Source organism: Psychroflexus salinarum (genome assembly GCF_042677225.1).
In the GTDB taxonomy this organism is placed as follows: Bacteria; Bacteroidota; Bacteroidia; order Flavobacteriales; family Flavobacteriaceae; genus Psychroflexus; species Psychroflexus salinarum.
The window spans coordinates 34,925-47,142 of sequence record NZ_JBHTIV010000023.1; the positions used below are offsets into that span (position 1 = coordinate 34,925).

Consider the following 12,218-nt stretch of genomic DNA (forward strand, 5'->3'; position numbering starts at 1 on the left):
TTTTTAATACTGAATCAACTATTAATTTGCTTCTTCGCTTATAAATTTAATTCGATAAAGTCTTAGTTCTTCTTCATCGTAATCACCGTCAAACTCGTCTATAGCAGCATTGATACTGTCAGAGTCGGCTTCTAAAAAATAGTCATGAATTTCTTCTTGTTGGTCTTCATCCAAAAGATCGTCCAGCCAGTAATTGATATTGAGTTTGGTTCCACTGAAAACAATAGCTTCCATTTCTTTAATAAAATCCTTCATCTCAAAACCTTTGCCCTGAGCAATATCAGAAAGTGGCAATTTCCTGTCAATGTTTTGGATGATATAAAGCTTGTTGGCACTATTTGCTCCCGTACTTTTTACAACCAAGTCATCAGGTCTTAAGATATCATTCTCCTCAACATAATTTTGAATTAGAGAAATGAATTCTTTACCAAATCTTTTAGCTTTTCCTTCACCTACGCCGTGAATATTAATTAGTTCTTCTGTGCTTATAGGATATTTCAAAGCCATGTCCTCAAGTGATGGGTCTTGAAAAACAACAAAAGGTGGAACTTCTTTTCTTTTAGCAATTTTCTTACGTAGATCCTTTAGCATCTTCAAGAGCTTTACATCCGTTCCTCCCGAAGGTTGGGCTGAAGATGTGGTGACTGTTTTGCTAAAATCGTTATCTTCAGTCATCATGAAAGAAGTTGGATTTTTCAAATATTTTTCTCCTTTTGGAAGAATTTTCACAACTCCATAAGATTCCAGTTCTTTTTTAAGCATACCAGAAATAATGACTTGCCTTAACAAGGCTGTCCAGTAACTGGCTGGTTTATCCTTTCCTGCACCAAAAATATCTAAGCTCTCAACTTTATTTGACTTAATAAGCACATTTGATTTTCCAGAAAGGGTATGTACAATTTCTTTTGATTTGAAAAGTTGTCCTGTTTCTTTTACTGCCTTGAGGATAAGTTGGACATCATCTTTAGCCTCTTTTTTGGTTTTAGGATAACGTACATTGTCATCCATATCACCACCTTCGCCAGTTTTGTTGTCAAATTCTTCTCCGAAATAATGGAGGATATATTTTCTTCGAGAAATAGAACTTTCTGCAAAAGCTACAACATCTTGCAAGAGTGCATGACCGATTTCTTGTTCAGCTATAGGTTTACCGCTCATGAACTTTTCGAGCTTCTCAATATCTTTATGATTGTAATAGGCAATACAATGACCTTCCCCACCATCTCTACCGGCTCTTCCTGTTTCTTGATAGTAACTTTCAATACTTTTTGGAATATCGTTATGAATTACAAAGCGAACATCTGGCTTATCAATACCCATCCCAAAAGCAATAGTAGCAACGACAACATCAATGTCTTCCATCAGGAACATATCCTGATGTTTGCTTCTTGTTTTGGCATCCAATCCAGCATGATAAGGGACTGCTTTTACACCATTGACTTGAAGTGTCTGAGCCAATTGTTCAACACGTTTTCTACTTAAGCAATATATGATACCGCTTTTACCAGAATTCTTTTTAACAAATTTAATTATGTCAGAATCAACATCATCCGTCTTTGGTCGAATCTCGTAATAAAGATTCGGTCTATTAAAAGATGCTTTAAATGTGTTTGCATTAGGAATTCTTAAGTTTTTCAGAATATCTTCCTGTACTTTTGGTGTAGCAGTTGCTGTAAGTCCTATGATAGGAATATTGTCACCAATCCGTTCGATGATATTTTTTAAATTCCTATACTCTGGTCTAAAATCATGTCCCCATTCTGAAATACAATGCGCTTCATCTATAGCCAAAAATGAAATATTTTGTTCTTTAAGAAAATCGATGTATTCAGTTTTAGTAAGAGATTCTGGAGCTACATAAAGCAGTTTCGTGATTCCGTTAGATATGTCTTCCTTTACTTGTTTTACTTGAGTTTTATTGAGCGATGAGTTCAAAACATGAGCGACACCTTCGTGTTCTGAAATATTTCTTATCGCATCTACTTGGTTCTTCATCAACGCAATAAGCGGAGAAACGACAATCGCAGTTCCTTCTTTTATCAAAGCTGGGAGTTGATAGCATAATGATTTACCACCACCAGTTGGCATGATAACAAACGTATCTTCGTTGGCGATGATACTTTTTATAACGCTTTCCTGAAGTCCTTTGAACTCATTAAAGCCAAAGTATTTCTTTAATTCTTGATGTAAATTGATTTGTTCCAATTGAATTATTACTATTTTGTTTTATTTACCTTTGCAGGATTAAATATACGCATTCTTTGAAGGCGCACAATTGTAAACATAGTAATTTATGAAAGATGTAGCAATACAATCTTATGCTAAGGAAATAATTCACATTGAGTCCAAAGCAATTGAAAATCTTGAAAGCTTAATTGATAAATCTTTTTCTGATGCTGTAAATGCTATTTTTGATTCAAAAGGTCGTGTCATCCTTACAGGTATAGGTAAAAGCGCAATCATAGCTACCAAAATTGTAGCTACGCTTAATTCTACTGGAACTCCAGCTATTTTTATGCATGCAGCAGATGCTATTCATGGAGATCTTGGGACTATTTTAAGAGACGATATAGTGATTTGTATCTCAAAGAGTGGAAATACTCCAGAAATTAAAGTGCTGGCACCGCTTATTAAAAATTTTAAAAACACACTTATTGCTATTACTGGTAATAAAGATTCGTTTTTAGGCAAACAAGCAGATTTTGTCTTAAATTCTTATGTTGAAAAAGAAGCCTGTCCAAATAATCTAGCACCAACCACAAGTACTACGGCTCAGCTTGTTATAGGAGATGCCTTGGCTGTTTGTTTATTAAAACTGAGAGGATTTTCAAGCGACGATTTTGCAAGATTCCATCCAGGTGGCTCATTAGGCAAGACTCTTTACTTAAGGGTGAGAGACATTACCTCTCAAAATATGAAACCACAAGTGTCTCAAGAAACTCCTTTAAAAGATGTTATCGTAGAAATTTCTAAAAACATGCTTGGAGTGACTGCTGTCTTGGAAAATGGGGAGGTTGTAGGTATTATAACAGATGGTGACTTAAGGCGTATGCTGAGTTCTACTGAAGATTTTACTAAACTAAAGGCAAAAGACATCATGTCTAAAAACCCAAAGACTATTAAAAACTCTGCAATGGCAATAGATGCCTTGGAGCTTTTAGAAAATAATGACATTACTCAACTTATAGCAGTAGATTCTGGTGAGTATGCAGGTATTGTCCATCTTCATAATCTTGTAAAAGAAGGTATCATTTAATATGGCGAAAAAATCAAAGACGAGAAAGAATCCTAATGATATGTCTTTTTTGGATCATCTTGAAGATTTAAGATGGCATTTACTGAGAGCAACATTGGCAATATTAATTGCCGGTGCTGTAGCTTTTGGAATGAAATCTTTCATTTTTGACGTTATAATTTTTGGTCCAAAAAATGCTGATTTTTATACGTATAATTTACTGTGTAACATTTCAGAATATTTCAATCTTCAGGAAAGTTTTTGTTTTGACGAACTCCCTTTTAGAATACAAAGTAGGACTATGGCAGGACAGTTTAGTGCTCACATCTGGACATCTATAACGGCAGGTTTCATTATGGCATTTCCTTATGTAATCTATCAGTTTTGGGCATTTATAGCGCCAGGCTTACAAACTACAGAGAAAAAATCTGGTAGAGGTTTTATTTTTGTTACTTCATTTTTATTCCTACTTGGAGTATTGTTTGGGTATTATGTAATTACACCATTATCTGTGAATTTTCTTGGTAGCTATACGGTAAGTACACAAGTGTTTAATGACTTCGATTTAAGCAGCTACATAGGACTAGTTAGAGCCTCAGTACTGGCAAGCGGACTTATATTCGAGTTACCTGTTATTATCTATTTCCTCACAAAAGTAGGCTTGGTTACGCCAGATTTTCTGAAGAAAAACAGAAAGTATTCATTGGTCTTTATTTTGATTATTTCAGCATTGATTACTCCTCCCGATATAGCCAGTCAAGTCATTGTTGCTATTCCAGTTTTGGTATTGTATGAAGTAAGTATTTTTATTTCCAAATTAGTAGTGAGAAAACAACGTAAAAAAGAAAAACAAAACACAAATTAGAAATTATGATTGATTTAGTTGATGAATTCGAGGCGTATAGAGCTAGGATGAATGGTAAAATTTTAGACGAAAACAATAAAGTCTTGAAACGTATCTTCAATTTAGACACCAATTCTTTTGCTGAAGGTGCCCTAGATGTTAAAACAAAAGAGCTTTTAGGCTTAGTGTCTTCCTTAGTTTTAAGGTGTGATGACTGTGTGAAATACCACTTAGAATCCTCTTATAAAGAAGGTCTTAATAGAGCCCAGGTAGTTGAAGCCCTAAGTATTGGAACACTTGTAGGTGGAACTATTGTTATACCTCACTTGAGAAGAGCTTTCGAATATTGGGAAGCACTAGAAAATAAATTTGGTAAAACAGAGTAACTCTAAAATTAATCTTATGAAACCTTTATACCCACTTATTATAAGACTTCTTGCTTATGCTGGTCTTATGTTTTTAATTTCTTTGGCAATACAGTTTGATTTTGCTGAAGGTGAAGTGAAAGAAGATTCCTTAATTGAAATCACCCAAGAAGTATTATTACTGATAAGCTCTTTATTGCTTATCGGATTTAACTCAAAAGCTAAAGATTTCAAAATATTCAATCTTACACTGGCTGGATTTTTAGGTGTTCATTTTGTGAGAGAGTTTGATTTTTGGATAAATACTCAGCTTTTTGATAAGGCTTGGCAAGTGATTTCACTTGTGATAGTCATAATCGTTCTTGTTATGATGATTAAAAATTGGAAAAAACTGATTTTAGAAATTGCTTCGATTTCAAAAACCTATGGATTTGCCTTTTTCTTTTCAGGCCTTGTAATTCTTCATATCTTTTCAAGACTCTATGGCCGGAAGTTAATTTGGATAGATTTACTAAGGGATACACACGATAAATATGTCATCTCAGAAAATGGTGAGAAGGTCGTAGCATTAAGAGATTTTATGAGACCTGTGAAAGATGCTTCAGAAGAGAGTATCGAGCTTTTAGCTTATTCTATTATGTTTATAGGTGTTGTTGAGATGATTATCTTTGGAATAAAATCTTCTAGAAAACAATAATTATGAGTACTAACCGAGCAACTTTAAGAGCAGATAATTTAATTAAATCTTACAAAGGCGTAAAAGTTGTAAAAGGTATAAGTGTTGAGGTAACACAAGGTGAAATCGTAGGTCTTTTGGGTCCAAACGGGGCCGGAAAGACAACTTCTTTTTATATGATTGTTGGGTTAATCAAGCCAAATGGCGGTAATATTTACCTGGATAAAACCAACATCACTAAATACCCAATGTACAAAAGAGCTCAGAATGGCATCGGCTATTTAGCTCAGGAAGCTTCTATTTTCAGGAAACTGAGTATAGAAGATAATATTATGAGTGTTCTCGAATTGACTGACTTGAATAAAAAGGAACGCGAAGAAAAAATGGAATCTCTCATAAGTGAATTTGGTTTAAATCACATCAGAACCAACAGGGGAGATTTGCTTTCTGGTGGTGAAAGACGACGGACTGAAATTGCTCGTGCACTTGCTACAGATCCTAAATTCATTCTCCTCGATGAACCATTTGCTGGTGTAGATCCAGTGGCTGTAGAGGATATACAAAAAATTGTAGCCCAACTGAAAGATAAAAACATTGGAATTCTAATTACAGACCACAATGTGCAAGAGACTCTAGCTATTACAGATAGAACCTATCTTATGTTTGAAGGAGGTATTTTGAAACACGGTGAGCCTGAAGAATTAGCCAACGATGAAATGGTAAGAAAAGTTTATCTGGGTCAGAATTTTGAACTTCGAAAGAAAAAACTCTTTAAATAAAGTTTTTAAGTTTTTTGCTTTTTCTTTTCTGCTGCAGGAAATAAGATATTATTCAGAATTAGCCTGTAGCCAGGTGATTTTGGGTGCAATTCCAATTCTGTTTTGGGATCACCAACACGGTGTTGGTAGTCTTCAGGATCATGACCACCATAGAAAGTAAAAAAGCCTTTTCCCTTTATACCATGTATATATCTAGCTTCGTCATTGAGCTTGTTTTTCCCCATGATCAACACGTTAGATTTGATCTGAGTAGGATTGAAAGCTGTTGTTTGTCCCATGAACCCTTTCACGACAGCTGTGTGATTTTGACATAACATAGTAGGAATAGGATCCCATTTAGCAGAGTAATCCATTAATGTAAAATAGTCTTTTGATTTTGGAATATTCCTTTTTTCTGTCATGTCAATTGAGGAGTATTCATAAACCATTGGGTTTTTCTCCAGAATAAAATCAGTAAACGCAAAGGTTTTGGAGTAGTCGATCTTATTTTGGTAACCTGCTTCAGAAGGATCACCATCAAACATAGGTTCACAAATATCTACACCATCTGCAGAAAGAGCAATGTCAAATGAGTCTGTAGCGCTACACATAGCAAACATAAAACCACCACCTATTACATAATCATTTATTTTTTTAGCGACTGCCAGTTTTTCTTCTGAAACTTTATTGTACCCAAGTGATTGAGCTAATGCTTCGGCTTCTTTTTTCTCTTGAATATACCATGGTGCAGACCGGTAAGCTCTGTAAAATTTACCGTATTGACCTGTGAAATCTTCATGATGTAAATGAAGCCAATCATATAAGAGTAGCTCGTCATTAAGAACTTCTTTGTCGTAAATTGTTTTATAAGGAATTTCAGCAAATTCCAAAACCATAGTCACTGCATCATCCCATGGAGCATTTCCCTGTGGAGAGTAAACGGCAATTTTTGGAGCCTTTTCAAGTAAAACAGCTTCCATATTTTGAGACGGACTTCTTATTGTTTTTAAAATTTCTTCTGATTTTGTGTCAGAAATGACTTCAAAAGATACACCTCGTATTGTGCATTCTCTTTTGAGTTCTTCAGAAAAAGGTGAGAGAAAAGAACCACCTCTGTAATTAAGAAGCCACTGTACTTTTTGATCTTTTTCTAAAAGCCAATATGAAATCCCGTATGCTTTAAGGTGATTGTCTTGCGTTTCGAAATCCATAGGAATTAGGATGAAGTTGGAGTGTCCGCTCCAGCCTATCAATACTATCACTACAAATACTAAAACTCTCATTTCTTTTTTTTAAAAAGGGACTTCATCATCGCTTTCATTTCCTAAGTTTTGATGTGGGGGTGTAGAACCAAATACGTCTTCAGCGCTTGGAAATGATGGAGAGTCTGATTTACCAGAATTCATGCTGGAATTAATCTCGAAAGGCGAATCGAAATTATCAAGATTCTCAAACTTACCAAGTTGGCCAATAAACTTCAAACGAATGTTATCTAAACCGCCATTTCTGTGCTTAGCTATAATAAATTCAGCCTGGCCTTGTGTAGGAGATTGAGAATCATCATCCCATTCATCTATGTCATAATATTCTGGTCTATATATGAAAGAAACAATATCAGCATCTTGCTCAATTGCTCCGGATTCTCTAAGGTCACTAAGTAATGGTCTTTTACTTCCGCCTCTTGTTTCTACAGCTCTGGAAAGTTGGGAAAGGGCAAGAACTGGAATACTCAATTCTTTTGCTAAAGCTTTTAAGTTTCTGGAAATTGTAGAAATTTCTTGTTCTCTGTTTCCTCCTTTTTGCGATCCGCCACCAGTCATTAACTGTAAATAATCCACTACAATCAATTTTATACCGTGTTGAGATGAAAGTCTTCTTGCTTTTGCGCGCAAATCGAAAATGGATAATGAAGGGGTGTCATCAATAAATAAAGGAGCTTGCTCGAGGGACTTTACTTTTACGTTCAATTGTTCCCATTCGTGAGGTTCTAGATTACCAGTTCTCAGTTTTTCTGAACTTAATCCAGTTTCTGAAGAAATAAGCCTGGTTATTAATTGGACAGAAGACATTTCAAGAGAGAAAAACGCTACTGGAATATTTTGCCCTACAGCAATGTTTCTCGCCATAGTAAGTGTGAGTGCAGTTTTACCCATACCTGGACGAGCTGCAATAATCACCAGGTCACTTGGTTGCCATCCAGAAGTTAATTTATCTAAATCTGTAAAACCAGAAGGAACTCCACTCAATCCTTCTTTATTTGAAATTTCTTCTATTCTCTTTTTAGCCTGCATCACCAAATTTTGAGCAGTTTCTGAAGAACGTTTTATATTTCCTTGAGTGACTTCGTATAATTTGGATTCTGCATGGTCTAGAAGGTCAAAAACATCAGTCCCTTCGTCGTAGGACTCTTCAATAATTTCATTAGAAATTTTTATCAAACATCTTTGAATGTATTTTTGAAGAACGATTCTGGAATGATACTCAATATGAGCAGAAGAGGAGACCTTTTGAGTCAATTGAATAAGATAATATTCACCACCTGAGGCTTGTAGCTTTTTTGATTTTTTTAATTCTGTGGAAACGGTTAATAAGTCAATAGGATCTCCTTTTTCAAAAAGTACAATAATAGCTTCATAAATATTTTTATGAGCTTCTTTATAGAAAACGTCAGGGTGAAGGATGTCGATTACTTCATCTACACCTTTTTTGTCTATCATCATCGCCCCAAGTATAACCTCCTCAAGATCAATAGCTTGAGGAGGTATTTTTCCTTTTTGTAGACTTATGACATCACTTTTAGGCTTGTTTTGATATGAAGATTGAGTTGCATTTTCCATGCTGCGAATGTATATAAAAGGTTATGAAGTTTGGAGAAAATCGTCGAGCTTAACACTATGCTTTTTCCACAACACCTTGTGTATAACTTCAAATAATTGTGGATAACTAAAAAAATCCAGATAATAAAACCTGGATTTTTGAGAAAAATTATGTTCTGTAAGGCTTACTCAGAGTAAATTCCTATATCAATAAATTTCTGCATTCTTTTTTCGATCAAATCTTCTGGGGATAACTTTTTTAAATCATCAAATTCTGAAAGGATAGATTTTGTGACAATATCAAAAGTTTTTTCTCTATTGCTATGAGCTCCTCCAAGTGGTTCTTTGATGATTTTATCAATGATTTTAAGTTTTTTCATGTCGTTTGCTGTCAACTTCAAAGCATCTGCAGCCGTTTGCTTGTATTCCCAGCTTCTCCATAAAATAGAAGAACAAGATTCAGGAGAAATAACAGAGTACCAAGTGTTTTCAAGCATCATGACAGTATCACCAACTGCTATGCCTAAAGCACCACCACTAGCACCTTCGCCAATTATAATGACTATGATCGGAACTTTAAGCTGGCTCATTTCCATGATGTTCCTTGCAATAGCTTCACCTTGTCCTCTTTCTTCAGCTTCAAGACCTGGAAAAGCTCCAGGTGTATCAACTAAAGTGACTATAGGCAAGTTGAACTTTTCTGCTTTTTTCATCAAACGCAGAGCCTTGCGATAACCTTCAGGATTGGCCATCCCGAAATTTCTATATTGACGTGTTTTTGTGTTATAGCCTTTTTGCTGACCAATAAACATAAAACTTTGTTCATTTATCTTTCCAAGTCCGCCAATCATAGCTTTATCATCACCAAAACTTCTGTCTCCGTGCAATTCCATAAATGTATTGCCACATATAGCATTGATGTAATCTAAAGTATAGGGTCTATTGGGGTGTCTGGAAAGTTGAACTCTCTGCCATGCATCAAGATTGGAGTAAATCTCTTTTTTCTTGTTATCTAATTTGAGTTTAATTTGTTTGCAGGTGTCTGTGACATCTACTTCACTATCTTCTCCTATTTCACAAGCTTTTTCATATTGCTCCTGAAGGGCTTTTATAGGTAATTCAAAATCTAAATATTCCATGAATACAGTGTATTTCTTTAAAGTCTAATTAGCAAATATATAAAAGATAAGTCTGATTATTTTAAATTTGGTGGTTAGCGTTTCGATTTGATAAGCAGATAAATAGCAAGAATTCCAAATAAGATATTGGAAAACCAGACTGCCAGAAGCGGGGAGAAGGTTGATTTTTCTGCTATTGTACCAAATACCTTATCTAAAAATATATAACCAAAAGCAATCACGATTCCTATCGCAAGATTTGCTCCCATGCCACCACGTCTTTTCATTGCAGATACAGATACAGCAATAATTGTAAGTATAAATGCAGATACAGGGACACTCCACCGTTTGTAAGCTACAATTTGATAGCTACTTATATTAGCAGAGCCTCTTCTTTTTTCCGTGGCTATAAATTCTTTAAGCTCTCCGTAATCTAAAGTTTCTGCAATGTATTCAACTGGAGTAAGTTCATCAAATTCAAACGGAAGAACAGTATCAATTGAAGATTTTCTATAAATAACATCTTCTCTATCTTTAACAGTGCGTTTTTCATAATTACTTAGAGTATAAGTCGAATCTTCAGGATTGAACTTTAATCTTGAAGCTGAAATTTTAAATTTCATTTCATTGTTTTCAAAATGCTCCAAAGTAAAATTTCTAGCTGTTCTGGTGCTGGGCTGAAAGTTAGTTGCAAAAATATACTCCTCGTCATTAACTTGCCTGTAAACATTTTGTGTTTCCTGAGATTGTTTTCCTTTTTTGAAGTATTGATATTTAAACTCGTTAAAGCCTTTACTAGCATTTGGAACAAGATACATTGTAAATGTCAAGGCCACTCCACAAACCAAAGTAGCTCCAACTATGTAAGGCCTTAAAAAGCGCCAAAAGGAAATTCCTGAACTTAATATGGCGATAATTTCAGTATTGTTGGCCAATTTTGAAGTGAACCAGATGATAGAAAGAAATAGGAAAATAGGAAAAAGTAGATTGGCAAAATAAATAGTGAAGTTTCCATAAAACACCAAAACCTCTTCTAGTGGGACCTGATTTTCTGTGATTTCGTCAATTTTTTCAGATAGGTTGACTATTATTCCTATAGGAATGAACATGAGTAATAGCGCAACAAAAGTGGCTAAGTATCTTTTTAATATGTACCAGTCAATTATTTTCAAAAGCTAATATTATAATCTTACAGATAGTTTTTTTACCATAACGTCTTTCCAGGATCTAAAGGTCCCAGCTTGTATTTGTCTTCTTGCTTCTCTCACTAACCAAAGGTAGAACCCTAAGTTGTGAATTGTAGCAATCTGTTTTCCTAGTAACTCTTTCACTGAAAATAAATGCTTTAAGTAGGCTTTAGTATATTCTGTATCTACCCAGGTATAGCCTGCAGGATCTAGAGCTGAAAAGTCATCCTCCCATTTTTTATTTTTAATGTTGATAGTTCCTTCAGAAGTAAACAACATGCCGTTTCTTGCATTTCTCGTAGGCATCACACAATCAAACATATCTACTCCCAGTGCGATGTTTTCCAGTAAATTTGAAGGTGTTCCAACTCCCATAAGATACCTTGGTTTGTCCTCTGGTAAAATATCTGTTACTACCTCTGTCATTGCATACATTTCATCGTCTGGTTCGCCAACTGATAGTCCCCCAATAGCATTTCCTTCTGCGCCTACATTAGCAATATATTCCGCAGACTGCTTTCTTAAATCCTTATAAGTACTCCCTTGTACAATAGGAAAAAGAGTTTGATCATGACCATATAGAGGAGAAGTTTTCTTCATATGAGTCATGCAGCGATCCATCCAGCGATGTGTCATGTGCATAGAACGTTTTGCGTAATTATAATCACAGGGATAAGGAGTGCACTCATCAAAAGCCATGATGATATCTGCTCCAATTTCTCGCTGTACATCAACAGCACTTTCAGGAGTAAATAGATGAGTTGAGCCGTCTATGTGAGACTTGAACTTAACTCCTTGTTCATTTATTTTTCTATTTGCTGAAAGTGAATAAACTTGATAGCCTCCACTGTCGGTTAGAATATTTCTATCCCAATTCATAAATTCATGAAGCCCTCCAGCCTTTCTTAAGATGCCAGTTCCTGGACGTAAATAAAGATGGTAGGTGTTTCCTAGAATGATATCAGGATTTATTTCTTCCTTCAATTCTTTTTGGTGAACCCCTTTTACAGTGGCGATAGTACCAACAGGCATAAAAATAGGTGTTTCTATGACACCATGGTCTGTCGTAATTTTACCTGCTCTTGCTTTAGAATTAGGGTCTTTACTTAGTAATTCGAATTTCATATATATTCTAATAGCCTGCAAAGATACTCAACTCTATCAAACTTTTTCTTTAGCTAAGATATATTCGGATTGATAAATCTACAGACCAGTATTT

General features: G+C 35.1%; 11 protein-coding genes. 5 read left to right on the forward strand and 6 right to left on the reverse strand.

What is annotated here, in order from left to right; all coding sequences use genetic code 11:
- Nucleotides 1-21 precede the first annotated feature (21 nt).
- Nucleotides 22-2,205 (reverse strand): DNA helicase RecQ, encoded by a 2,184-nt coding sequence (gene recQ, locus ACFQ0R_RS12320; protein ID WP_379658681.1) that lies wholly within the window; start codon nucleotides 2,203-2,205, stop codon nucleotides 22-24.
- Between the two features lie 88 nt (nucleotides 2,206-2,293).
- Here recQ and ACFQ0R_RS12325 point away from each other — a divergent pair, with 88 nt between their 5' ends.
- Genes ACFQ0R_RS12325 through lptB form a run of 5 tightly spaced genes read left to right on the forward strand, consistent with a single transcriptional unit; the run spans nucleotide 2,294 to nucleotide 5,899 of the window.
- The gene (locus ACFQ0R_RS12325) at nucleotides 2,294-3,256 is read left to right on the forward strand and encodes a KpsF/GutQ family sugar-phosphate isomerase (RefSeq protein ID WP_379658682.1); all 963 of its coding nucleotides are present in this window, start codon (nucleotides 2,294-2,296) and stop codon (nucleotides 3,254-3,256) included.
- A 1-nt stretch (nucleotide 3,257) separates the two neighbouring features.
- Nucleotides 3,258-4,100 carry a twin-arginine translocase subunit TatC gene (tatC, locus tag ACFQ0R_RS12330; protein ID WP_379658683.1) on the forward strand — a complete coding sequence of 281 codons (843 nt, stop codon included), beginning with the start codon at nucleotides 3,258-3,260 and terminating at the stop codon, nucleotides 4,098-4,100.
- Between the two features lie 5 nt (nucleotides 4,101-4,105).
- The gene (locus ACFQ0R_RS12335; protein ID WP_379658684.1) at nucleotides 4,106-4,465 is read left to right on the forward strand and encodes a carboxymuconolactone decarboxylase family protein; all 360 of its coding nucleotides are present in this window, start codon (nucleotides 4,106-4,108) and stop codon (nucleotides 4,463-4,465) included.
- 16 nt (nucleotides 4,466-4,481) lie between these two features.
- Complete coding sequence (locus ACFQ0R_RS12340) at nucleotides 4,482-5,141, forward strand: hypothetical protein (protein ID WP_379658685.1); 660 nt, start codon at nucleotides 4,482-4,484, stop codon at nucleotides 5,139-5,141.
- 2 nt (nucleotides 5,142-5,143) lie between these two features.
- Nucleotides 5,144-5,899: an LPS export ABC transporter ATP-binding protein gene (gene lptB / locus ACFQ0R_RS12345; protein ID WP_379658686.1), complete on the forward strand. Its 756-nt coding sequence runs from the start codon at nucleotides 5,144-5,146 to the stop codon at nucleotides 5,897-5,899.
- 5 nt (nucleotides 5,900-5,904) lie between these two features.
- Here the strand turns inward: lptB and ACFQ0R_RS12350 are convergent, their stop codons facing one another.
- From ACFQ0R_RS12350 to tgt, 5 genes are all read right to left on the reverse strand, one after another.
- On the reverse strand, nucleotides 5,905-7,089 hold the full coding sequence (locus ACFQ0R_RS12350; RefSeq protein ID WP_379658862.1) for an asparagine synthetase B: 1,185 nt from the start codon (nucleotides 7,087-7,089) through the stop codon (nucleotides 5,905-5,907).
- Between the two features lie 81 nt (nucleotides 7,090-7,170).
- Nucleotides 7,171-8,715, reverse strand: coding sequence for a replicative DNA helicase (dnaB, locus tag ACFQ0R_RS12355; RefSeq protein ID WP_379658687.1), 1,545 nt, complete (start codon nucleotides 8,713-8,715; stop codon nucleotides 7,171-7,173).
- 164 nt (nucleotides 8,716-8,879) lie between these two features.
- Nucleotides 8,880-9,833 (reverse strand): acetyl-CoA carboxylase carboxyltransferase subunit alpha, encoded by a 954-nt coding sequence (locus tag ACFQ0R_RS12360; protein ID WP_379658688.1) that lies wholly within the window; start codon nucleotides 9,831-9,833, stop codon nucleotides 8,880-8,882.
- Between the two features lie 74 nt (nucleotides 9,834-9,907).
- Complete coding sequence (locus ACFQ0R_RS12365) at nucleotides 9,908-10,984, reverse strand: LptF/LptG family permease (protein WP_379658689.1); 1,077 nt, start codon at nucleotides 10,982-10,984, stop codon at nucleotides 9,908-9,910.
- Between the two features lie 9 nt (nucleotides 10,985-10,993).
- On the reverse strand, nucleotides 10,994-12,124 hold the full coding sequence (gene tgt, locus ACFQ0R_RS12370) for a tRNA guanosine(34) transglycosylase Tgt (protein WP_379658690.1): 1,131 nt from the start codon (nucleotides 12,122-12,124) through the stop codon (nucleotides 10,994-10,996).
- Between the last annotated feature and the right edge of the window lie 94 nt (nucleotides 12,125-12,218).

Coding starts and splice junctions, on each gene's coding strand:
- ACFQ0R_RS12350 (WP_379658862.1), bottom strand. CDS start 7,089: ATGGATTTCGAAACGCAAGACAATCACCTTAAAGCATACGGGATTTCA.
- ACFQ0R_RS12360 (WP_379658688.1), bottom strand. CDS start 9,833: ATGGAATATTTAGATTTTGAATTACCTATAAAAGCCCTTCAGGAGCAA.
- tatC (WP_379658683.1), top strand. CDS start 3,258: ATGGCGAAAAAATCAAAGACGAGAAAGAATCCTAATGATATGTCTTTT.
- tgt (WP_379658690.1), bottom strand. CDS start 12,124: ATGAAATTCGAATTACTAAGTAAAGACCCTAATTCTAAAGCAAGAGCA.
- dnaB (WP_379658687.1), bottom strand. CDS start 8,715: ATGGAAAATGCAACTCAATCTTCATATCAAAACAAGCCTAAAAGTGAT.
- ACFQ0R_RS12335 (WP_379658684.1), top strand. CDS start 4,106: ATGATTGATTTAGTTGATGAATTCGAGGCGTATAGAGCTAGGATGAAT.
- ACFQ0R_RS12340 (WP_379658685.1), top strand. CDS start 4,482: ATGAAACCTTTATACCCACTTATTATAAGACTTCTTGCTTATGCTGGT.
- lptB (WP_379658686.1), top strand. CDS start 5,144: ATGAGTACTAACCGAGCAACTTTAAGAGCAGATAATTTAATTAAATCT.
- ACFQ0R_RS12325 (WP_379658682.1), top strand. CDS start 2,294: ATGAAAGATGTAGCAATACAATCTTATGCTAAGGAAATAATTCACATT.